This is a genomic window from Kordiimonas sp., from assembly GCF_965216265.1.
Lineage (GTDB): Bacteria > Pseudomonadota > Alphaproteobacteria > Sphingomonadales > Kordiimonadaceae > Kordiimonas.
On record NZ_OZ244153.1, the window covers coordinates 1,660,022 to 1,682,507 of the forward strand.

Annotated in this window: 17 protein-coding genes; 6 read left to right on the top strand and 11 right to left on the bottom strand. The window is 54.0% G+C overall.

Annotated elements, in window-relative coordinates; translation table 11 throughout:
• Positions 1–40: 40 nt before the first annotated feature.
• A complete protein-coding gene (locus ACOOGA_RS07555) occupies positions 41–571 on the top strand; it encodes a PAS domain-containing protein (protein ID WP_420430218.1) in 531 nt (176 codons plus the stop codon).
• On the opposite strand, the gene ACOOGA_RS07560 is transcribed toward ACOOGA_RS07555, so the two are convergent.
• The 4 genes from ACOOGA_RS07560 to ACOOGA_RS07575 all read right to left on the bottom strand — a co-directional run bounded on the left by ACOOGA_RS07560 (position 568) and on the right by ACOOGA_RS07575 (position 4,994).
• Positions 568–2,127, bottom strand: a complete 1,560-nt coding sequence (locus tag ACOOGA_RS07560; protein WP_417462246.1) for a SulP family inorganic anion transporter — start codon at positions 2,125–2,127, stop codon at positions 568–570. The genes ACOOGA_RS07555 and ACOOGA_RS07560 overlap by 4 nt on opposite strands.
• A gap of 193 nt (positions 2,128–2,320) precedes the next feature.
• Entirely contained in the window at positions 2,321–2,593 is a 273-nt protein-coding gene (locus ACOOGA_RS07565; protein WP_417462247.1) for a hypothetical protein, read from the bottom strand.
• A gap of 65 nt (positions 2,594–2,658) precedes the next feature.
• Positions 2,659–4,458 (bottom strand): monovalent cation:proton antiporter-2 (CPA2) family protein, encoded by a 1,800-nt coding sequence (locus ACOOGA_RS07570; RefSeq protein ID WP_420430220.1) that lies wholly within the window; start codon positions 4,456–4,458, stop codon positions 2,659–2,661.
• Positions 4,455–4,994 (bottom strand): NAD(P)H-dependent oxidoreductase, encoded by a 540-nt coding sequence (locus tag ACOOGA_RS07575; RefSeq protein WP_420430222.1) that lies wholly within the window; start codon positions 4,992–4,994, stop codon positions 4,455–4,457. The genes ACOOGA_RS07570 and ACOOGA_RS07575 overlap by 4 nt, the downstream gene beginning before the upstream one ends.
• Positions 4,995–5,217: 223 nt before the next feature.
• Between ACOOGA_RS07575 and ACOOGA_RS07580 the strand changes: the two genes are divergently transcribed.
• Positions 5,218–5,592 (top strand): energy transducer TonB, encoded by a 375-nt coding sequence (locus ACOOGA_RS07580; protein ID WP_417462250.1) that lies wholly within the window; start codon positions 5,218–5,220, stop codon positions 5,590–5,592.
• Here the strand turns inward: ACOOGA_RS07580 and ACOOGA_RS07585 are convergent.
• From ACOOGA_RS07585 to ACOOGA_RS07600, 4 genes are all read right to left on the bottom strand, one after another.
• The gene (locus tag ACOOGA_RS07585) at positions 5,573–6,475 is read right to left on the bottom strand and encodes a LysR family transcriptional regulator (RefSeq protein WP_420430224.1); all 903 of its coding nucleotides are present in this window, start codon (positions 6,473–6,475) and stop codon (positions 5,573–5,575) included. The genes ACOOGA_RS07580 and ACOOGA_RS07585 overlap by 20 nt on opposite strands.
• A 79-nt stretch (positions 6,476–6,554) precedes the next feature.
• Complete coding sequence (locus ACOOGA_RS07590; RefSeq protein ID WP_420430226.1) at positions 6,555–9,722, bottom strand: TonB-dependent receptor domain-containing protein; 3,168 nt, start codon at positions 9,720–9,722, stop codon at positions 6,555–6,557.
• 92 nt (positions 9,723–9,814) lie between these two features.
• Complete coding sequence (locus tag ACOOGA_RS07595; RefSeq protein WP_420430228.1) at positions 9,815–10,813, bottom strand: FecR family protein; 999 nt, start codon at positions 10,811–10,813, stop codon at positions 9,815–9,817.
• Between the two features lie 29 nt (positions 10,814–10,842).
• Positions 10,843–11,529, bottom strand: coding sequence for an RNA polymerase sigma factor (locus tag ACOOGA_RS07600; protein ID WP_420430230.1), 687 nt, complete (start codon positions 11,527–11,529; stop codon positions 10,843–10,845).
• Positions 11,530–12,087: 558 nt separating this feature from the next.
• Here ACOOGA_RS07600 and mobA point away from each other — a divergent pair.
• From mobA to ACOOGA_RS07620, 4 genes are all read left to right on the top strand, one after another.
• The gene (mobA, locus tag ACOOGA_RS07605) at positions 12,088–12,648 is read left to right on the top strand and encodes a molybdenum cofactor guanylyltransferase (RefSeq protein ID WP_420430232.1); all 561 of its coding nucleotides are present in this window, start codon (positions 12,088–12,090) and stop codon (positions 12,646–12,648) included.
• 240 nt (positions 12,649–12,888) lie between these two features.
• The gene (locus tag ACOOGA_RS07610) at positions 12,889–13,095 is read left to right on the top strand and encodes a cold-shock protein (RefSeq protein WP_417462256.1); all 207 of its coding nucleotides are present in this window, start codon (positions 12,889–12,891) and stop codon (positions 13,093–13,095) included.
• A gap of 256 nt (positions 13,096–13,351) precedes the next feature.
• A complete protein-coding gene (locus ACOOGA_RS07615; RefSeq protein WP_420430234.1) occupies positions 13,352–16,627 on the top strand; it encodes a S41 family peptidase in 3,276 nt (1,091 codons plus the stop codon).
• Positions 16,628–16,650: 23 nt separating this feature from the next.
• Complete coding sequence (locus tag ACOOGA_RS07620; protein ID WP_420430236.1) at positions 16,651–18,372, top strand: dipeptidyl-peptidase 3 family protein; 1,722 nt, start codon at positions 16,651–16,653, stop codon at positions 18,370–18,372.
• A gap of 50 nt (positions 18,373–18,422) precedes the next feature.
• Here ACOOGA_RS07620 and ACOOGA_RS07625 read toward each other — a convergent pair whose 3' ends face one another.
• The 3 genes from ACOOGA_RS07625 to ACOOGA_RS07635 form a co-directional block, all read right to left on the bottom strand.
• Positions 18,423–20,168 carry a GAF domain-containing sensor histidine kinase gene (locus tag ACOOGA_RS07625; protein ID WP_420430238.1) on the bottom strand — a complete coding sequence of 582 codons (1,746 nt, stop codon included), beginning with the start codon at positions 20,166–20,168 and terminating at the stop codon, positions 18,423–18,425.
• Complete coding sequence (locus ACOOGA_RS07630; RefSeq protein WP_420430240.1) at positions 20,168–21,766, bottom strand: HD domain-containing phosphohydrolase; 1,599 nt, start codon at positions 21,764–21,766, stop codon at positions 20,168–20,170. Before ACOOGA_RS07630 ends, ACOOGA_RS07625 begins: the two co-directional genes overlap by 1 nt.
• Positions 21,767–21,876: 110 nt before the next feature.
• Entirely contained in the window at positions 21,877–22,413 is a 537-nt protein-coding gene (locus ACOOGA_RS07635; protein WP_417462264.1) for a PAS domain-containing protein, read from the bottom strand.
• Between the last annotated feature and the right edge of the window lie 73 nt (positions 22,414–22,486).

Genomic DNA, 22,486 nt, shown 5'->3' on the forward strand with positions numbered 1-22,486 from the left:
TTGGTGATAAAGGTTGAGGTGGGGTTCGGAGACGGTTCGCATGTTAACAGAACACGGTAAAGCACTGCATCAGACGTGGGAGGCCCTACCCAGGCGCTCTGGCGAGCAGCTCCCTGTCTGGCAGGATATCAAGGCCGCCTGCATCGCCCCCATCATGAAACATCTTTGGGTGCTGGAATATCAGCCGCCTGAAGCATTGATCGTGCGCTTCATGGGTTCGGAGGTCGTCCGAATCGGCGGGCAGGACAACACCGGAAAAGACTTTCTGAGAACCCGTACTGCGCCTGAAAACAGAGAAAAAATGCTCAAGATATACAGCACATGCTGGCAAACACCTTGCGGCGCCCAACTCACACGTATTCTGCGGAACAAAGGACAGGATACACAGCTGCTTCAAACTGTGTTCTTCCCGCTTGCCCACGAGGCTGATGGGCAATGGGCGCTTTTGGGCATGAGCGAGATCGTCAAGATCGCACCAAACGCCGAGGACGCGGGTATCGCAGACTATGCAGACAGCGAGTTACTACCGCCCGAGTTTATCGACATTGGATACGGCACCCCTAAACCCTAAGGCGTTACCTTGGCGTCATTCTCGTCATCAAAGGTATGACCATAATCAACCGCCACGCCGTACTTCGGATCCTCAACCTCCGACGCCCGCACCATGGTGCCAGCCTTCTTAAGCAGCTTCCTGCAATCTGCACTCAGGTGCCTGAGTTGCAATGTTTTGCCTGCCCGTTCGTATTTATCGGCAAGGCTATCGATAGCTTGCAGACCGGAGTGGTCCAGCACCCGTGACCCGACAAAATCAACAATCACTTCAGCAGGGTCAGATTTCGGGTCAAACAGGTCAGCGAAGCTTTCAATTGAACCAAAGAACAGTGGGCCATTGAGGCTATAGACCTTGCGGCCCTGCTCATCCATTTCAGACCGCGCAGAAATCCGGCGCGAGGCCTTCCAGGCAAACACAAGTGCGGAAAAGATCACGCCCACAACAACGGCAATGGCCAGATCGCTGATCACCGTAACCGCAGATACAAGCACAAGCACGAAGGCGTCAGTGCGTGGAATTTTATGCATGATACGGAAGCTCGACCACGCAAAGGTGCTGATCACCACCATGAACATCACACCCACAAGGGCCGCGAGCGGTATCTGCTCAATCGCACCCGATGCAAACAGGATAAACGCCAAGAGGAACATCGCAGCAGACCCGGACGAGAGCCGCGTGCGACCACCGGATTCGATGTTAATCATGCTTTGGCCAATCATCGCGCACCCGCCCATGCCACCAAAAAAGCCTGTCACGATATTGGCTGCACCTTGAGCCGCACATTCCTGGCTCGCACCACCTTTTGTGTCTGTAATCTCCGCCACCAAGTTGAGCGTCAGCAACGATTCGATCAGGCCAATCGCCGCAAGGATCACTGCGTAGGGCAGGATGATTGTGAGCGTTTCCAAGTTAAACGGCACAGTGGGGATATGGAATGCAGGCAGATCACCAGCGATAGAAGCCAGATCACCAACACGCCCGACATCAAGGTTGAAGACTGTAACGACCACCGTGGTCACAAGGATACCAACAAGAGGCGCAGGTATGAATTTGAGGAAACGACCGGCCAGAACAATCACCGCCATGGTGGCCGCAACGAGCGCCAGCATCAGGTAAAGCTTCTCACCAGTGAGCCATACAGGCACACCGTCCGGACCTGCGATCTTGAACTGCCCAAGCTGGGCCAGAAAAATCACGATCGCAAGACCGTTCACGAACCCAAGCATCACCGGGTAGGGCACCATGCGGATAAATTTACCAAGGCGAGCTATCCCCGCCACCACCTGTATGATGCCCATCAACACAACGGTCGCAAACAGATACTCGACACCGTGGTTGATCACGAGCGATACCATCACCACAGCCAGAGCGCCGGTCGCACCGGAGACCATGCCCGGTCGGCCGCCAAACAGCGCCGTAATAAGCCCCACGATAAAGGCTGCATATAGCCCCACGAGCGGATGAACATGTGCGACAAAAGCAAAAGCCACCGCCTCAGGCACAAGTGCCAGAGCCACCGTTAGGCCGGAAAGCAATTCGGTTTTAATGCGGGCCGGAGTGAAGGAGACGGTCATCTTTTTATCCAGAAAACTGATTGGGGTTGAACAGCCAAACGCTGGCCACCGGGCACGGATGCCCTAAAAATCAGGATGCCTTCTGCGCTATTTGGCGCTGAAATGCAAGCCTACGGGGGATTAGTTCAAAGCACAGAACCCAAGGTAGCCCGGACTGTTACATTGCGTAAAATCGGAAACAGGTATTGGCCAATCAGGCTTCCAGCGGAATTTCGATCGCCGTTTCGCCAGCGTCCAGCATGTACACCACGGCAAACATGGCAATTTTTCCCATCTCTTCCGTCACCTGCCCGGCATCCCGCGCGTGCATATATCCGCTGATCAGGCTGGCTGCTTGCCCATGGTCCATCTCAACCTCGCTGAGCAGGCCCAGAACAACCTCATAGTCATTCTCTGAAACATCAAAAGTGCCGTGAAGAAAGGTCTCTCCGTCCTTCAGGACTGTTACGGACAGGCTTTTGGGCATGGGAAATCCTCATTCGGCTTTTGGCCATAAGTTCGGCCCTTTAGTGCCCGCCACTGTCCGCCTTGTCAACGCCAGTCTTTGTCAGATGTAAGCTCGGCTTCATCCGCGTTCATGAGCCTTTCAAGCTGCTCGCGCGACTTTTTTGCGTAGTCGATAGACTTCTTCTCATCACCCCTGAACGCCGCAGACGCTACCAGCATCTTTTCATCATAGGTGCGGAACCTGTGAGCAGCCCGGTTGGCTTCGTGTGCGCCAAAACCCAGCTCCCTTAGCGCCAGTTCCCCCAGCTCAAGCGCAGACGCAAACGTCTCTCGCTTCACTAGGGTCACGCCCAGTTCGCGCAGGTCGTTCACATTGGGTCGGTTCCGCGCCCGCGCTAAAATCGTCAGGTTAGGGAACTGCTCACGCGCCGCCTTTGCGGCTGCCAATACGGCATCAGCATCATCCATAGCCAGCACCAGAAGTCGCGCCTTATCAGCCCCCGCAGCCTCAAGAAGGTCGAGCCGGGTAGCGTCACCGTAAAAGACCTTGTAGCCAAATTTGCGGATAAACTCGATATGGTTGGGGTCGTGGTCAATGATGGTAAGCGGCATTTTAAGCGACATCAGGAAACGCCCGATGATTTGCCCGAACCGGCCAAACCCCGCAATGATAACATGTTCCTGATTTGCCACCACGTCACTGGGGCGCAGCTGCTCATTACTCGCCAACTGGCAAAAGAAACGATCATAAAAATAAAGGAGAAGCGGCGTCGCCAGCATGGAGAAAGTAGCAACCACCACAAGGAGTGCCGCCAGCTCTGGCTCAACAAGGCTGGCGCCTAGCGCCACCGAGATCAGAACAAACGCAAATTCACCGCCCTGAGAGAGAAGTGCTGCCAGCAGCAACCTGTCTGTCCGCACATGTCCCGCAAAACGGCCAATTGGCAAAAGAACCAGCATCTTGACCGAGACCAGAAGTGCGACGAGCCCAAGCACGACCAATGGCCGCTCCACCAGCAGGGAGAAGTCGACCGACATGCCAACCGCAATAAAAAACAGCCCGAGCAACAGGCCCTTGAACGGCTCGATATTGAGCTCCAGCTCGTGCCGGTACTCCGATTCCGCCAAGAGCACGCCTGCGAGAAATGTGCCTAGTGCCATCGACATGCCAACCGCCTCAGCCAGCAAGCCGGCGCCAACCACCAAAAACAGCGAAAAGGCGGTGAATATTTCCCTGAGCCGGGTAGAAGCGATAAAGCGGAAAATTGGCCTTAGGGCAAAACGTCCGCCAACAACGATAAGGGCAAAAAAGGCAAACACCTCAAGCGCAGCTGTCCAACCGTCCACACGCGAGCTATGCGCGCCCGGCTCAAGAAGCGGCACGATCGCGAGGATCGGCACCACGATAATGTCCTGGAAAAGCAGGATAGCAAAGGCAGACACGCCCACACCCGCCCGCGCAAGGCCGCGCTCTTCAAGCGATTGCAGCGCGATAGGCGTCGACGACATGGCAAGGGCTGCGCCCGAAATCACTGCAGCGGTGAACCCCAGGCCCAGCCCAAGACCCACAAGAGCCAGCAAAAGCGCCGTGCCCAATACCTGCATGCCCCCAAGCCCGATTGCGGGGCGCCGCAGTTGCCACAACTTCTTAGGATTAAGCTCAAGCCCGATCAGAAACATCAAAAGGACGACGCCAAACTCGGAGAATTTGAGGATGGCGTCCACATCGCTGATCAGCTCAAACCCCCAAGGACCAATAACCATACCCGCCACCAGATAGCCTAGCGCAGCGCCGAGACCGAGACGTTTGAAAATTGGCACCGCAATGATCGCAGCACAAAGATAAATCAGCGCACTTCCGAGAAAGCTTTGCTCCATGATCATTCTCTCTCCCGCGTGAGCGCTGTCAGTTGATCGATATATTTATCAGCGATTTTGGCCCGTTCCGATGTATTCAACCCGCGCGCTGCATGTACGATAAAACTGGGAAGTATCTTCATGCCACAAAAAGTCGCGGTTTGCTTAAGTGGCGTTAGATATGTGTCGATATGCGCACCGTGAGGCTGGTCTTCCGCATAGGACGTGACGTCGCCCCCCGTGCTGGCGGTGATCATGAACTCCTTGCCCGCAAGCGCGGTGCCGCCCTTGCCAAATGCAAAACCGGGAGTGAGAACACTGTCCTGCCATTCCCGGATGATGGACGGCACATTGAACCAGCGCACGGGAAACTGCATCAACACAATATCACTGTTGAGAAGATGCTCCTGCTCAGCCGCAGTGTCGATATAGAAATTCGGATAGAGATGGTACAGGTCCCGCACCACGACATTTGGCAAAGCCGAAAGGCGCTGCATCAAATATGCGTTCAGATATGAACTTCGCGGACTTGGGTGGGCATAAAGCGCCAAAATACGTTTCATAAAAGAGCGGCCTTCAGGTGGATACGGGATCAAGTTTAAGGCCGAGACCACGCCTACACCAGTACCGCCATCAAAATATTCTCTAAACCCGAGTTAAAATGTTATTAATATAAAAGATGCATAGTCACATGCTTCGGTGGTGCGGGTGTGAGTGGGCACCTCTCCCTGCCGGTGTTGTTGTAACGGTGTAGTCTTCTCTCACGTCAAAAAGATGGGCGGTAAAATGAAACTTTCTGCATCTTCACTTATCAAGGCATCAATGCTGGCAGCAGCACTGGTTTTTGGCACATCTGTTTCACATGAAGCATTTGCGGACGCCATGTCTGACTGGCAAAAAGCCGTAGTTCATAAGGTAGCAGCCAAGCAGGTCTATCCACGCATGGCCGTGGCCCAGCAGATTGAAGGCAAGGCCAAAGTCCGGCTGACTGTAGCCGCCGATGGCACGATCAGTCATTTTGAGATCGTTGAACCCACAGGCGAAGACGTGCTGGATAAATCGATTCCCAAATTGGTGGAACGCCTGAGCCCTTTGCCAGCACTGCCCGATGGGCAAAACGAGCTGTCTTTCATGCTGCCCCTTAACTGGTCACTTGATTAAAGGGTTTGTGTGCCTGACCGGCGAGAGCCAGTTCAATCTGCGGTGCCCTATCAAGTATATATTGCCGGAAGGCTCGCATCCGCGCGGCCGCCCGCATATCCCTGTGTGATAGAAGCCAGACATCCAGTGTCGCCTCCGGCTCACTAATCCTTACAAGTTCCGGATAGGCGTCCGCAAGCAGGCAGGGCACATAACCGATGCCCGCACTCTTCCTGATCATGGAAAGCTGTATCTGCACATTGTTGAAGTGCCCCCGTATCTTGAGATCAGGGAAAGGGGAATGCGCGACCCAATCCGGACAATCAACCGGGTCACCCCAGGCGATCCATCTGGCGCCACTCCCCGCTACATGAGGGTCGTGTTCTGCCAGATAGTCTTTCGCGCCGTATATTGCCTGATGTACATTGCCTAACCTGCGCCCAATCAGATGCTCGGGCGGGGCAGCCGTAAACCGGATTGCGACATCCGCCTCCCGTTTCGAGAGGTCAAACACCTGCATCGAGTCTTCGATTTTGAGCCGGATATCCGGGTATTGGTCCATAAAACCAATGAACAGATCTGTGAAACACCCAATCGCCAACATGGCGTCTGGTAATGTGACTCGGACTTCCCCGCTGAGCGCATCATCCCGCCCCGCTACAGCACGTCCGAAACTATGCAGATTTTCATCGGTTGAAAGGGCTGTTGGCATCAGTTCTTCGCCCGCCTTTGTCAGCCGAAAACCATCCGGTAACCGATCAAATAGCCGCACATTCAATGCATCTTCAAGTGCATCGATGCGCCGTGAAGCTGTGCTGTGGCTGATGCCCAAATGCTTCGCCGCCAAACGCATTGAAGGCGCTTCGGCAACGGCGAGGAAAATTTTGAGATCGTCCCAGTTCATGGTGTGAATTTGCACCACATATGCGACTGTCGCAATAATATACTGCACCACTCAACAAAGATGTGATTGGTCCCAGAGTCTAGAAGTCGACAACCACACCAATGTAAAAGCGCCGCCCGATAACATCATAATATTCGGGGAATGTATCGCCAACGGAACCGCCATAGATTGCATTCGGCTTCGTATCCAGAAGGTTACGAACACCGCCGTAGATCGTGGACTTTTGGCTAATGCGGTAACGCGCAGACAGGTCGTGATACCAAACAGATTTGATCTGAACATCATCAACCGCATCCGGGTTGGTGGCCAGAATAGCCTGCATGGCCGCCTGATTGGAGATAACACTGCTGCGGAACCGGGCGTCCCAGTCAATAGCCCAATCGCCAACACCAACGCTCATGCCAACCTGAAAACGGTGCTTTGGAAACCTTGCCGAGCCACGCTGGTGTATAATGGGCGCTTCGTCAGATGCCTGCCAATCAACTTTATGGTTGTAGGCGTAGCGGCTAACCACCGAAAGCTCATCAATAAAGCCAAAGAGCCGGTTGTTCTGGAAGGTCGTGACATACTGAAAATCAACATCCATTCCCTCAAGGGTTTGACGGCCTCGGTTGATATAGGTTGTCTCAATAGCAAACAGGCGGCCGGTATCTCGCTCTCTGCGGATGTATCGCTGCCCGGTAACCGGGCTAATACCACAAAATCTGTCGCTCAGGCCTTCGCTCTCGTAACAGGCTGACAGGATATCCTCTCCCGAAGACGGCACAATCAGGTTGTCGATCTCCATACGATAAAGATCTATGCCAACCCTGAACCGCCCGGGAATCGCTGAAGAAGCATCTTCGCTGTCATACACAAAACCAAGTGTAAAATTGGTCGAATGCTCTTCCTTCAAGTTTGGGTTGCCAAAAATAAGACGCTCAACCAAGCCAGGGCCAGTGTTACTCGTGCCTCCCACACCAAGAAGCCCTGTGGAGGCACAATTCTCTTTAACGGTGTCAGAAACATCAGCCCCTTTGGCGCATGGATCCGCGTAGCCCGCAAACGTATTCGGCCCTGCCGAGAAAAGCTCGGCAATATTCGGGATACGGCGACCTTCCTGATATGAAACCCGGATCCCAAATCCGGACACTGGTGACCACAGCCCGCCCAAATGCCAGTTGGTAACTGACCCTACAGTCGACGCGGATGAAACTCGCCAACCCGCTGTCATTGTGAGTTCTTCTATCGCCGGGATATTTGCAAGGAGTGGCAGTGTGATGTCCGCATAAGCGTCATAGACACTAAAGGAACCGGATGAACCCGGGTACCGGAGCGTACCCGCCACTGGGCGCTGTACCAGGGTACTGTCCGGCACGTCATCAAGGCCTTCGAACCGGTATTCGACGCCAAAACTTACCCGGGCAGGCTCCTCGGTAAATAGCTCAACCGGACCCGCGAACGCGGCGCTTACAATGTGCTGGTCTGCATGCAGACGCCTGACAGCATCCGGCGCTGTGAGAAAGTTGATCTGATCCAAGCTCATCGCATTGGCCCCGAAGGGGTTAATCAAGGTACAACCGGCAACCCCGCTGCAAAGGTCAGGGTCAACAGCCGCCTGATAATTGGTCAAATCCAGCAAGCCGGAACGAACTTCCGTTACCTCACTGCGCCCGAATTGATAGTAAAGATCATATGACCATTCTGGCGCCAGCATACCTTGCAGCCCCAGCATGGACCGTATCGTTTGCCTTTTGATTTTCGTTCGGCGCGGACCAAGTTCAATAAACCGGCGCTGAACGATCAAACCGTCTACATCGGGGATATCCGCCAATATGTCCCTGAGATCATCGGAAACATAAGGGTTGGTAATTGGTATGGTAATCAGGGTGTCTTTATCGACCAACAACCCGCTGGAGTAATAGACCGGTATAGGTGCAAGCGTGGTGGTTACATTGGTCGTCGCGACACTATTCTCGAATATCAGACGGTCACCAGATGAAAACTCATATTTAGCGTTCAGCGTACCAAAAACGCGACTGAGGGGGGTTACGAGCGTCTGGCGGTCAGCATAATTGTAAAGTTGTTCTTCGCGACCCTCAAACTGCCGCAAGCTCCGGCCTTGGATGTCAAAGAAGTAATATCCATCAAGCTCCACTTCCTTGCCACTGCTGTTGACCACTGTTCCAATCGCGGCTTGACCACCAAGCGAGCTACCGCCAAAACCGGGCAGGAACTCAGCGCCGGGGGTCGCCAGAGATGCCTGCCAGCCATTCAGCGCAAAACCGCTTGGATTTTGGGTCAAGGAGCGAGAATTCATCATAAGGCCCGATTGATAATCAATCGCCAGGTTTGCAACAATGCTGCCTCTGCCTTCAGCAAACTGGGTGCCGTAGGTCAGCGAGCCAACAATCTCTTCCCTGTCTCTCTTGCCGCTTATTCCAGTTTGGACTGCGGCCGTTATTCCCTCAAACGTATCTCTGAGCTTGAAGTTGATAACGCCTGTCACGGCTTCACCGCCAAAGGACGTCGCGGCACCACCACTCACCAGTTCGACACGCTCCACAAGACCCGCAGGTATGGAGTTCAAGTCAACACCATAGAGCGACTGGTTACCGCCGTATGTGGGAACAAACCGACGACCGTTGACGAGCACCATGGTGCGTTCAGGACCAACACCACGCAGGTCTGCCATATTCAACCCAGCCACTGTTCCAAACAGCGTGGTGTTTGCTGATGTCACGTCGCTCAGCATCGCAGGCAACTGGAACAGATAATCGGAAACGTTGATATTGCCGCTGAACTGTATGCGCGTGCCGTCAAGCGACATTGTTGGCTTGAACTTGAAATAAGGTGGATTGCTGGTACGGGTACCAACAATAAGGAGCTCATCAACAATCGCGTTGGAATCAAGCGCCAGAGCCTGTAGTGTGCCGTAGGTATCGCCTGTCCCAACGCTGGCCAACACTACTTCCTTGGGTAGCTCCTCTGGCACGATCGCAAGCATATCGCCGCCCACGTCGACCGCACGCAGACCTGTACCATCCAGCAGCAAATGAAGAGCGACCTGAGCCGTATAATTGCCGTGCAAATCACGCGACTTTTTATTGTCGACAATGCGGCTATCAAAAACCAGTGCGAGGCCGGTCAGGTCTGTAAATTCAATGAGGGCGTCGGCAAGGGGTTGCGTAGCGAAGTTGAACTGCACGTGGGTGTTCAGGCCAGCAAATTCCTCTGCCAACACAGAGGAAGACAGTAGTATCGCCATTACTCCCGCAGATACCGTCGTTTTCAACTTCAAAGCCATTCGCCGCTTTCAACACTCAGCATTAACGCCCCACAGATCGAGAATGCCGATGTTTACTCGTTTTGGCTGGCGTACAAAAGAATAACACCGTCAATACGCTTTACGGCCATCAAAGAGAAGGCAGATTCGAGCGCATCGACGACAACATTCTGATCATTCAGGTTGAATGTGCCAGTTACGGGCAAGTTTGCAATGTCTTCATCAGCTATTTCGAGTGGCACTTCGAAGTAACGGTTGAGGTCTGCAACAACTTCAAATAATGGAGTTTTCTCGTACAGAGCTTTTCCTGTGCGCCATGCAAATACCGACGTCTCATCAAAGTCGCTCACGATAGCGTCGTTCATGGACGGCATGTGCTCAACCTGCTGGCCTTGCGTCAATCGCGCCAGTTCCTTGGCAGGCTGCCCACCCCGGGTGTGCTGCGATACCGCTACCAAACCGGAAAGCACAGAAACCAGATTGGACGACGCACCGAGGCGCACGTTGAACTGGGTGCCCAGTACAGTGACGTCTGTCTTGCCAGCGTTCACCACAAATGGGCGCTCTTTATTATGCGACACATCGAAAAAGGCTTCACCGCTCTCAAGGCTTACATGGCGAATGCCATCGCTAAATTCGGCTTTAAGTTTTGAATTGGTGTTGAGCTGTACTCTGCTGCCATCTTCCAGTTGCACAACCCGACGCTCGCCAACAGCGGTCTCATAAATTTGTGCATCAGGCGCGGGCGACCACATAGCAACGCTCAGCGCAACTGCCGCAACGAAAGTTGCCGCGATAGAGGTAACACCAGCAAACATCCGGCGACTGCGCTTGTCGTCCACGGCGGCATTCAGCTCTTGTACCATCTGGTCGGCGAGCACGTGCTCACCCACATGGTCCAGCTCGACAAGCATTGCCTCAAGCTCAGCCTGCGCGGCATCCTGAGCCTGGTCTTCTGCTCTCCAGTCTGCATTCGCGCGCTTCTCCGCCGCTGAGACCTTTCCGCTCAGGAGCTTCGAAACCCAGGCTGCAGCCTGTTCATGTATGTCCAACCGTTGATTCATCGTCATCATTTCAAGGCCCTTTACTGCCCCCCAGTCACTCAGGCTTTGCCTCGGCGCGCTTTACGCGGAAGCGGCAAACCTGCATTATTTTCCTTACGGACAAGACGCGACCTCAATCTCTTGAGCGCATCCATCATATATTTCTCAACCGTACTTTCAGACACGCTCAGTTCCTCAGCTATGTCCGAGTAGGTCTTACCTTCAAATCGGTTTTTCACGAATGCCGACCGCGCCTTTTCAGGCAACTGACGAATGGCCTGAACCATTGCATCGACATCCTGCTTGTGTCCTAACGCCTCCTCGGGCGTTGGGTCCTCGCATGGAAGTGCCGCTACCGTGTCTGCAACACCGTCCTCTTCAACCTGCACATGGCGGCTAAGAACCCTGCCCCGGCGTTTCAGCTCGTTAATGGCAAGATTGGCTGCCGTCTTAAACAGGAGTGCCTGCGGATTATCGATCCGTTCAACAGAAGCGAAGCGGTACACACGCATGTATACGTCCTGCGCAACATCTGCAGCATCCGACACACTGCCCAGCTTTTTGGTCAGCCATCCAACAAGCGTGCCGTGGTGCGTCTTGATGCATTGCTCAAGAGCGCGCACGTTGCGCTTACGGCTGACATCATCCAGTAGCCCACTCACAGCTGGCTCACGTGTTTCTTCATCATGGCGACGCGTGTCGTAGCCATCAGAAACCAAACCAATATGCGGTGTGCGCTGAAGCAAAAACTGTCAGTCCTATTCCTGTTGTCCTGAGCGAAAACCGTAACGCCCGAAGCATCTATAAACCGAAACCTCTGTGCTAATCTTTCGGTCCGCCAAGTAATAAGTCTATGGAAATAAGCCATCAATAAAAAAAATTGGAGGGATACCCCAATTCCCGCTGTCATAGAGGGTGAAACACTTTTGGTGTTTCCTCTCATGTTTTACCTTGGACGCGGAGAAGGTGTTTTACTTTCTCCGCCCCATTTTTTATTTTCTTTTCACGTCTCAACTTGCGCGATATTGCAATAATTCCTGTGTTTTTCGTTACTTTATTATGGTTAATTCTAGTGACGATCTTCACTGCTGCATATTTGCAACACACCCTCGGAAACTTCCCTCACTGTCAACCAAAGGCCTCCTCCCTGTCCACAGTGATACCGAGATTATAAACCAAAGATATAATCGAGACCGCCTTAACCTCACCAAGGCCTCATACCGATTCGTTTTAGGTCGTTGGCAAATAGCCCCATCGCTATCATAATTCCCCAAATATGAACCACGCCAGCAACAGGTGACCATGTGAACAACCACCAACAACAACGTCCCCGCTCTGCTCCCCTCACCGGCATCATACTGGCGGGCGGGCAAGCCAGACGCATGGGGCGGGACAAAGCCGAGATACTATTTCGCGGCAAATCGCTCCTTGATCGGGCGATCAATCTCCTGTGTAGCTTGCCCGTGGACGACATTGTTGTTTTGGGACGCGAGGGTGCCGAGCATGGTGTCGCTGACGAGACGCCTCACCTTGGTCCGGCCCGCGCAATAAAAGCCTGGTTGGAACGTCAGCCTAAACCGGCACACCTGATCGTTATACCCGTTGATATGCCTGCACTTGGGCATGATCAGCTCAACCGCCTTTTGACCCAACCGGGCGGCGCTTATTATCACGATCTCTACCTGCCATTTTATGCACCAAATGCGCAGATGAACAGGCTCAAAGACAATATAGTGCGCATGCGGGATATCCTGTCCGGCTTCCAACTTACCGAGCTCAAAGCGCCTTCTGAGTGGCGCGCCCCCCTGATGAATGTGAACACGCCTGAAGACCTCCACACCCTCGAACAAACCTTCCCTGAATGAAGTTATGAAGCTAAGCGGTTTATGGCTGCTGCGATATTTGCGCCACAGCAATGAAAATTTAACCAAACTGTAGTTTGATTCCGCTGGACAGTACCGATGGTTGTTATAAGGTGCGCGTGCATGGTGCGTGGGCTCAGTTGTTCGCGCCCCGCATGCGGACTGCGACTGATCTGCCTGGTACCGACCTGTTAACAACACCGATGCCAAGACTGACTTCGCGATATTATGGAGACCATGATTATGGCAAAAGGTACTGTTAAGTGGTTTAACACCACAAAAGGTTTTGGATTCATTAAGCCAGAAGCTGGCGGCGACGACGTATTCGTGCACATTTCTGCACTTGAGCGCGCTGGCCTTCAGTCGCTTGACGACAACCAAGCCGTTTCTTACGAGCTTGTTGAAGACCGTCGCGGTCGTATGTCAGCTGGTGACATTCAAGTTCTCTAATCGGGTTTTAACCTGATTGCTGAAAGGGGCGGTTTTTCCGCCCCTTTTTTGTTGTCTTCCGATACCCTCTCCAGAACCAGTACTTCCTCTCATCGCATGACTCCCTCAAAGCACCGCTGATCACGCCCGAAACAGTTGCAAAAGCAACCTCCGAGTGGCAGGAACAATAAGCATATAGTTTGGCAACCGCAGCCAACTGCCATGGGGGACAGCACCGGCACACCCGGTGAACAAGCATCGACGACAGGGGGATATTATGTTCAGCAGGAAATTAATGCGTGGCGCGTTTGCGGCCGCGCTTGTCACCACGTGCCTGACAAAAGGGTCATTCGCGCAGTCCAGTGCTGAAATCGGTCCTGATTTTTTGCGTCACGCGGCTATCTCGCCTGACGGCAATACGGTCGCCTTCAGTTACCGCGGAGATATTTACAGCGTGCCCACCAGTGGTGGTGCCGCAATCCCGCTGACCCTTAACGCCGCCTGGGAAGGCCACCCTGTCTGGTCACACGACGGCAAATCCATCGCTTTCGCCAGCGACCGCAACGGCAATCTCGATGTCTATGTTATGCCGTCTCAAGGCGGGGATGCCACACGCCTGACCTTTCATAGCGACGATGACATCCCTTCAGATTTCAACGCGAGCGGAGACAAAGTGCTCTTCTCAAGCGGCCGCCTCAAGTCAGCGAGGGCCGCGCTTTTCCCCACCTCGCGAGTGCCTGAGCTTTATGAAGTTTCCCTCAGTGGCGGCACCCCAACACAGGTGTCCAGTAGTGGCATGGCGGAAGCGCGTTGGACAAATGACGGTGAAACCATTCTTTACCGTGAAGAGAAAGCTTACGAATCAGCCAACCGTAAACATGACAGGTCAGATTTCACGCGCGACATTTGGGCTTACAACACCAGATCCGGCGCCCATACGCAGCTCACCACAGACCCGGCAGGTGACCACACTCCCGTGCCAGACGGACAAGGCGGTTTCTATTTCCTGAGCGAGCGCGACGGCACATTTAACGTCTGGCATCAGGACAAGGCTGGCAAAACCGAGCAGGTCACCAAACATGGCCCTCATGCGGCGCGGGCGCTCACAGCTTCCACCATGGGCAAGAAAAAAGGCACGCTTGCCTATCTCTATCTTGGTGATCTCTATACCGTCACACCGGGCGGGCGGCCCAAAATCGTCGATATCACCTTCACCGTTGATGGGCATGGGCGCGCGGTAGAAACCTTCCCTGTGGCAGATAATATTGAGGAATTTGCTGTCTCCCCGAATGGAAAAGAGGTTGCCTTTGTCGTGCGCGGAGACGTTTTTGTCACCGCCACGGACTATGGCACCACGCGCCGCATTACAGATACCCCTGTGCGCGAACGTCATGTCTCTTTCACGCCTGATGGTAAAGGTCTGCTGTATGCAGGTGAGCGTGACGGCCGGTGGCAGATATTTGAAAGCAAGCGGGCGGACGAAACCGAGCCCTATTTTTTCACCGCTACCAAGCTTGAGGAAAAACTGCTCTTCAGCACAGACGATAACGCCTTCCAGCCGCAATCGTCACCAGACGGCAAAAAGGTGGCGTTCGTCGCGGGGCGTAACGGCTTGGATGTTTATGACCGCGAAAGCGGTGCCATCACCACAGCACTTCCCAAGGAGTATAATTATTCCTATGTGGACGGTGATATCACCTACGCATGGGCACCCGACAGCCAATGGTTGACTGTTGATTTTGCACCAAACGGCCGTCTCTTTTTCACCAACATCGCTGTGGTGAAGGCCGACGGCAGCGAAGCACCACATGACATTAGCCTCTCAGGCTACACGGATATGGCACCAAGCTGGCACGGCACCGGTGGCATTGTCACATGGGCGACCGCTCGTTTTGGCCAGCGCGACCACGGAAGCCACGGCACACAATTTGATATTCATGCGGCTTTCCTTAACAAGGAAGCCTGGGACGAGTTTAACCTGAACGCTGAAGAGCTAGCTCTCAAGAAAGAAGCCGAAGAAGAAGCCAAAAAGGCCGAGAAAAGCGATGAGGAATCGGAAGATAAAAAAAACGCCGACGATGCGGATAAAAAGGTTGAACCAATCTCTATTGATTGGGGCGGTATTGAAGACCGCCAGAAACGGCTGACCATCCATTCGTCTGACCTCGCGGGTGCTGTGCTTAGCAAGGACGCAGACAAGCTCTACTATTTATCAGCCTTTGAAGGCGGTTATGATCTCTGGGTTCATGACTTCCGCGAAGAAGAGACCAAGAAACTCCTGCCTTTGGGCGCCGACAACGCGGCCTTGGAGCTGTCTGATGACGGCAAAGCCTTGTTTGTGCTGGCAGGAGGATCTTTACAAAAAGTCGACCTCGGCAGCGCCAAACCAAAAGGTATCAAGGTTGCCGCAAACCTCACGGTCAATCCAGATGCTGAACGCCAGTATCTTTTTGAACACATCTGGCAGCAGGTGAACGACAAGTTCTATAAACCCGATTTTCACGGAGCAGACTGGAACGCCATCTACCGTGACTATGGCCGCAAAATCGCCGCCCTTGGCAACAACCGCGACTTCGCCGAATTGATGGATGAAATGCTGGGCGAGCTGAACGCTTCCCACACAGGTGGCAGGTACCGTGCCAACCTGGGTGGTGACCGCACTGCATCCCTTGGTCTCCTCTTCAAGCCCGGCAGCTTTGAGGTCACCGAGGTTCTGGAAAAGAGCCCCATCAACGACCAATCAGAACCGGTAACGGCAGGCGCAACACTCACCGCGATTGACGGCACCGCACTGGATGATAGCGCGAATTATCATGAGCTCCTCAAGGGCAAAGCTGGCGACCGCACACGCCTCACTTTCAAGGGCGAGGACGATGAAACGTTTGATATCGTCGTCAAGCCCGCCAGCCTGAACGATGAAGCAAGCTGGATGTACGAGCGTTGGGTTGAAAGCCGGCGCGCGCTTGTAGACAAGCTCTCGAACGGCAGACTTGCTTACGTGCACGTGCCAGATATGAGCGACCGCACATACAGAAGCGTGTACCGTGAGATGTTCGGGCGCGGCATGGCAAAAGAAGCTATGGTTGTGGATACACGGTTTAACCGCGGCGGCGACCTCACCGACGACCTCATCCAGTTGCTCGGTGGCAAACAATATATGACCAACGTACCGAACGGTCGCAAAGCACAAGGCGAGCCGCTGACCCGCTGGACTAAGCCTTCCATTGTGCTGATGAACGAAGGTAACTATTCAGATGGTCACTGTTTCCCTGCAGGCTACACGTCGCTTGATATGGGCAAAACCGTGGGCATGCCAGTGCCGGGTACCTGCACCTATGTATGGTGGGAACGCCTGATGAGTGGCGATGTTGTCTTCGGCATTCCCCAACTGGGCGTTCAGGACAAGGAAGGTGACTGGCTGGAAAACAAGCAACTGGAACCCACCATCAAGGTCAAGAACAACCCGCGCGCGCAAGAGGTGGGGCAGGACCAACAGCTTGAAAAAGCCGTTGAGGTCATGCTTCAGGACCTTGACGCTGCAGGACAGAACTAAGAACAAAACGGAAGGGACAGACAATGTCTAAACGCATTATCGGGCTTGCCGCCGCCGCTGTTGTGGTTGCTGGCGCCTATTATTACTATCAGGAGCAGCAGAAAACCTGTTGCGGGCCCGAGCCAATGCCAATGGAGGCCGAGCAGTCGGCCCCTATGGAAGACGCAAGCGCCTATAACCTTGCCCAACAGCGGGCAAAAATCGCCCGCATCGACATGAACACCGACACAAGCTTCCTCTCGGACGAAGAAAAAGCGGTCATCAACAAGCTGATCATAGCGGCGAACTATATGTCGGACATATACCTGCGCCAACGCAGCGAAGATAACCCTGAGGTTCGGGCAGAAATCGAAGCGTCAAACCTTCCGAACAAAGACCTGCTTCTCGACATGTTCGACCTGCATTTCGGCCCGTGGGATACGCTTGATGAGGCACACCCGTTCTATGGTGACAAGGAAATGCCAAAGGGCGCTGCCTTCTACCCCGAGGACATGACACAAGCAGAGTTCAACGCATGGCTTGAGGCCCACCCGGAAGACCGTGAAGCTTTCACCAGCCTCTACACCGTTATCCGTCGGGACGGTGACAAGCTTGTCGCCATTCCATACCGCGAACACTACCGCGAGTGGCTTGAGCCTGCCGCCCAGGCACTGCGCGAAGCGGCCGATATTACCAGCAACCCGAGCCTGAAAGACTTCCTTGCCAAACGCGCGGAAAGCTTCCTTACCGACGAGTATTTCGAAAGCGAGCTCGCATGGATGGACCTTGAAGGCACACCAATCGAAGTCGCAATCGGGCCTTATGAGGTCTATACCGATGGCCTCTTTGGTTACAAAGCCGCCTATGAAGCCTTCATCACCATCAAAAACCCGGAAGAGAGCGCCGCCGTCGCACGCTATAAGGACTACCTGCGCGATATGGAAGCAAACCTGCCGGTGGACGAGTCTTATAAAAACTTCAAACGCGGGTTCGAGAGCCCCATTGCCGCCACAGAACAAATCCATGGCGGCGGTGACAATGTACCGGGCGTTCAGACTATTGCTTTCAACCTACCGAATGATGAGCGGGTACGCGAAGCCAAGGGCGCCAAGAAAGTCCTCCTGAACAACGTGCTTGAAGCCAAGTTCAAGCTTATTCTCGCGCCAATGGCAGAACATATTCTGGTGCCTGCGCAAGCCGAGCAGGTGATGGCCAGATATATGGCGCTTGAAACGCTCTTCCACGAACTCAGTCACAGCTTAGGCCCAGGCACCATCACAAAAAATGGCGTCGAGACCACCGTTGGCGCAGAGTTGAAAGAGCTGTATTCCGCGATTGAGGAGGGCAAGGCCGACATCATGGGGGTCTATAATATCCTCTTCATGATGGAGAAGGGCGAACTGCCAAAAACAGAACGCGACAGTATGCTTGCCAGCTATTTTGTTGGCATGTTCCGCGCCATGCGCTTTGGCACAGATGAAGCGCATGGTCAGGGCGCTGCCTTCCAGTACGCCATGCTCAAGGAAGCTGGCGCCTTCTCAACGGACACTGAAACAGGGCTGTTTGTACTGGACTTTGACAAGCTCGAAGCTGCTGTCACCGATATGGTACGCACGGTTGTGATGCTGCAGGGGGACGGTGACTATGACGCCGCTAAAACCTTCCTGAACACATACGCCAAACTTGATGATGCAGCAAAAGCTGCCATCAAACGCACGGCAGATATTCCCGTGGACGTTCAGCCGATTTATCCGGAAAAGCTTTAACCGCAAGTTTGCACAGCAAACAAAAAGGCGCCTCTAATGTGGCGCCTTTTTTACTTTCCCCGCTCAATAGGCAGCTTGATCACAAACCGCGCACCGCCGCCCTCCGGCTCTTCAAGCAAAATGGTACCACGCAACTTCTGATACACCGTATTATACACGATGTTGAGCCCAAGGCCCGACCCCCCCTTGTTGCGCGCCGTGGTGAAAAAGGGTTCGAATATCTTGTCGCGAATATCTTCCGGAATGCCAGCACCATTGTCGATCACCTCAAGAAACATACCGTCAGTGGTTCGACGTGCGCAGACTCTGACTTCTTTGCATCCTTCCCACTCATCTGGAAACGCGTGAAGGGCTGCATTCATGATGAGATTGGTGAGTACATGGGAGATGTCCCCTGCCACCGTCTTCAGGTGAAGGTCGCCCTGAGCCTCTGCCTTAACCATCACCCCCGCCTTGCGGAGCGTGGGTTTAAGGCTATCCACCACCTCACCGATATAAGCGCCAACATCCAGTTCACGAACATCATCCGCCACTTGGTCAACAGCTACCATTTTAAAGCTGCGAATAAGGTGTGCGGCGCGCTCAAGGTTCCGCTCCGCAACCATGGTGCCTTCAGATACTGCCTCCATAAAGCCGCTGAGGTCAGATCGCTTGATAGAACCGGTTTTAACAGCGCGCTCAAAACCACTAAGCTCCTCTGCCATATGGGTAATGCTCGTAAGTGCCACGCCAAGTGGCGTGTTGATCTCGTGCGCCACGCCCGCAACCAGCCCGCCAAGCGATGCCATTTTCTCAGACCGGATCAATTCGTCCTGTGCGAGCTTGAGCGTTTCCATCGCGCCCTCAAGTTCCTTGGTGCGGCTTTTAACCCGCGCTTCCAGCATTTCATTAAAACCGCGCAGGCCCTCTTCCGCCACCTGCCTGTCGTGCGCCTCAAGCATACGGATGATCAAACCGCTGAGATAAGAAACGAAAGATATCTCGCTTGTCGTCCACACCCGCTCATGCCCCGCTTCCGCCACAAGCACAACGCCAACTGCGCGCGGGCCGCGGCATATAGGCACCAGCAGTAAGGACTGAAACGGCGGCTCTGCGCCGAGCTGGACATCAAAGCCTTCAAGCTCATCGGCCCCGTCCACACAGGTGATGCTCGTGGGTCTGGCAGTTTTCACCGCCCTAAAAAGCGCCGCGCAATTCTCTTCATCAACACGGCCAAGGTCCCGGTGGCCCTTATCAGCTTCCCAATAACTTTCCTGCGCATAGAGGGCCGTGCTGTCGACATTCAGGAGCCATATATCAGTACGCGAAGCGCCTAATGCCTCACACGCAACCTCGGTGATAATTTCATACGCCCGAGCTTTGGTGCCGTTATAAATCGCTTCTTCTGCTGCAAGCTTGGTCAGCGCCGCATCCATACGTGCAACCGCATCCATGGTGCGTTTTTTGGCAGACAGGTCACGGATCAGGGTCACAACCCCACCGTCTGGCAACGGCAGGTCATCGATGGCAAAAACGCCGTCTTCCCCAAAACGAAACCCACCCATATCAGAGGACAGCGGCTTGTTTCCTTCCGTGCGTTCGGTCAGGTCGTCGATGGTGGTACGGAAGGCATCTTCCCGGCGCAACACGTCGCGAACCTCATCCCGTGTCAGGCCGGTCATGTCTTGTTTTCCGAAAATTGGGAAAATCTCGGGCACCCGTTCGTTATAGGACAGCAGCCGACCGTCGGCACCGTAAACGATATAGGCCACCTTGACCGCTATCAGTTGACCGTCGCCCACTTCCCCCGATAACATCAGCTTGGCCCGCCGTCCGGCAATTCAAGTACAGGCTCGTCGCTGTATCTCAAATAAAGCTGTCTGATCTCGGGCATATGCGCCATGAGCGCATCCACCAGCGCGGGCTGGAAATGTTTGCCGCGCTCCGCTTGCATTAGCGCGAGCACCTCGTCTTCTGGCCAGGCCGGTTTATAACAGCGTTCAGACAACAGAGCGTCAAACACATCCGCTATTGCTGTGATGCGGCCAACGAGCGAAATTTCCTCCCCCTTCAAGCCGCGCGGATACCCGGTGCCGTCCCATTTTTCATGGTGGTCGCGCGCGAGGTCAGCGGCCACGCGCAATAATTCCCGATCTGACCCCTGGAGTATTTCAAAACCCAGCCGAGCATGGCTGCGCATGATCTCGGTTTCATCGTCGGTGTGACGGCCCGGCTTGTTAAGCACCGCATCCGGTATGCCAACCTTGCCGATATCATGGAGGGGAGAAGCGAGGCGTAAAACTTCAACATCGTGCTCCCCCATGCCCATGGCTTTGCCGAGCAATTTTGAAAGCTCTGCCACGCGTTTAACGTGGTTGCCGGTTTCGTTACTGCGGGTTTCCACTGCCTCAGAAAGCCGGTAAACCACCTCACGCTGCGTATCCACAAGCGTGTTACGTAGGTAAAGATTTTCAACAGCGATCAAAACGTTACGCACAAATATCTGAATGAGGTGAGTGTCGATCTCCTCCGGGCGCCCTTCTCCAACAAGATAGAGAATACTGGCCCGGCCTGAGTTGCCCACCACCATGCCAACATATGACCCCTCAACCCAGAAACCATATTCGCCGCGCCCGCGTTGGCGGTGTTCTTCAATGGCGGAGGATACCTTGCCAGGCAAAATACCCCAGGCCGACTGTCCCACGCTTTTACTGAAACGGCCGGTGCCTGCCACCAGCGTCATTTCCTTGCGGTCATGGGTGGCTGCGGCAGCTTCCTCGAGCGAAAAGGCCACATCAAGCCCGCCCACCACAAGGGATGAAACCTGCTCAAGCACGCCGCTGGCAAAATTACCCAGGAACTGTTCCTTGAACATCTGGGCCGACGCCCCGATCACACGCTCAAGCCCGCGTTTGCTAGCCTCAATAATATGGATATCGCGGTAGCTTCTAAGCGTCGCGTACATCAGCGTGAACAGCTTCGTGGCGTTCAGGTCTGTTTTTTCTTTATAGTCGTTGATGTCATACCGCACGATCACGTCGCGCTCTGGCGCCTGACCTGGCTGCCCGGTACGCAGCACAATGCGCACGGTGTGATTCTTCAGATCACCCCGGATAAACTCAACCAGATCGAGACCGGCCGAGTCGTTTTCCATCACCACATCAAGCAGAATGACGGCGATATCGCTTTCCGCACCCAATATATGATGCGCTTCCGATGCCGAATTTGCCTGCAAAAACTCAAGGGGGCGTCCATCAAACTGGAAACCCTTAAGCGCCAATTTGGTAGCGACATGAACATCCGGTTCGTCGTCTACGATAAGGATACGCCAAGGGGTTCTGGCGTTTCTGGCTGCCGGTTCGCCGTCTTCAATCTGCAGATCATCGTCTTCGATGATCAGATAGTCATCGGACATAATGCGTCCTTCGAGCAAAGGTTGTTACGCAACATGCCCGCAGGACCGACTAGGCAGTTGCTACTCAGGACAGATGCAACCCACCATGGCAGAAACCCTTTTACGATTTGTTAATTATGCCCCGGCTGGCAAACTATTCCACTGGACCTGAGGCTCACTTTGACATGGAGGAAAAGACGGTCGATACGCTCGCCGTCCTCGGATAGCGGCACATAAAGAACCCCGACCTTCAGGTGGCTTTTCTCGGCCGATAGCGCCGCCGTTTCCGCATACACCGGGCGCTGTGTTTCAACACACTGCCGACAGCTTACAAGGATGCGTTCCGCCACCTCTGGCGCCGCGCCTTCGGTCACTGTCAGCCCGGTAATTTCACCATAGAAGCTGGCAACCGTCGTGCCCATCAGCTGGATCACCGCGTCCACAAACACGTCATTTTCATCATACATTACTGAAAACAGGCAAACCTCGGTCAGAATATCCTTCAATTCAGATGGCTGGACATCCGCACGGTTTGGAAGGCGCTTTCCACCCGTCTTCGCCTCAAAATACTTAAGCCTCTTGTCCACATGCTCATATTTTCCGCGCACCTCTTCCGCATCGAGCACCGAGTAGAGGTCAAAATCGTGATCCTCTCGGGTTTGAGGCATTTTATTTTCAAGCGAATTAGAGATGGGCTTAGCTCCAGATATGTTCTCATCCCAAGATAGTGAAACACCTTAA

Bases quoted from the DNA above. Each gene is read 5' to 3' on its own strand.
- ACOOGA_RS07555 (WP_420430218.1), top strand. From the start codon at position 41: ATGTTAACAGAACACGGTAAAGCACTGCATCAGACGTGGGAGGCCCTA.
- ACOOGA_RS07560 (WP_417462246.1), bottom strand. From the start codon at position 2,127: ATGACCGTCTCCTTCACTCCGGCCCGCATTAAAACCGAATTGCTTTCC.
- ACOOGA_RS07565 (WP_417462247.1), bottom strand. From the start codon at position 2,593: ATGCCCAAAAGCCTGTCCGTAACAGTCCTGAAGGACGGAGAGACCTTT.
- ACOOGA_RS07570 (WP_420430220.1), bottom strand. From the start codon at position 4,458: ATGATCATGGAGCAAAGCTTTCTCGGAAGTGCGCTGATTTATCTTTGT.
- ACOOGA_RS07575 (WP_420430222.1), bottom strand. From the start codon at position 4,994: ATGAAACGTATTTTGGCGCTTTATGCCCACCCAAGTCCGCGAAGTTCA.
- ACOOGA_RS07580 (WP_417462250.1), top strand. From the start codon at position 5,218: ATGAAACTTTCTGCATCTTCACTTATCAAGGCATCAATGCTGGCAGCA.
- ACOOGA_RS07585 (WP_420430224.1), bottom strand. From the start codon at position 6,475: ATGAACTGGGACGATCTCAAAATTTTCCTCGCCGTTGCCGAAGCGCCT.
- ACOOGA_RS07590 (WP_420430226.1), bottom strand. From the start codon at position 9,722: ATGGCGATACTACTGTCTTCCTCTGTGTTGGCAGAGGAATTTGCTGGC.
- ACOOGA_RS07595 (WP_420430228.1), bottom strand. From the start codon at position 10,813: ATGATGACGATGAATCAACGGTTGGACATACATGAACAGGCTGCAGCC.
- ACOOGA_RS07610 (WP_417462256.1), top strand. From the start codon at position 12,889: ATGGCAAAAGGTACTGTTAAGTGGTTTAACACCACAAAAGGTTTTGGA.
- ACOOGA_RS07615 (WP_420430234.1), top strand. From the start codon at position 13,352: ATGTTCAGCAGGAAATTAATGCGTGGCGCGTTTGCGGCCGCGCTTGTC.
- ACOOGA_RS07620 (WP_420430236.1), top strand. From the start codon at position 16,651: ATGTCTAAACGCATTATCGGGCTTGCCGCCGCCGCTGTTGTGGTTGCT.
- ACOOGA_RS07625 (WP_420430238.1), bottom strand. From the start codon at position 20,168: ATGTTATCGGGGGAAGTGGGCGACGGTCAACTGATAGCGGTCAAGGTG.
- ACOOGA_RS07630 (WP_420430240.1), bottom strand. From the start codon at position 21,766: ATGTCCGATGACTATCTGATCATCGAAGACGATGATCTGCAGATTGAA.
- ACOOGA_RS07635 (WP_417462264.1), bottom strand. From the start codon at position 22,413: ATGCCTCAAACCCGAGAGGATCACGATTTTGACCTCTACTCGGTGCTC.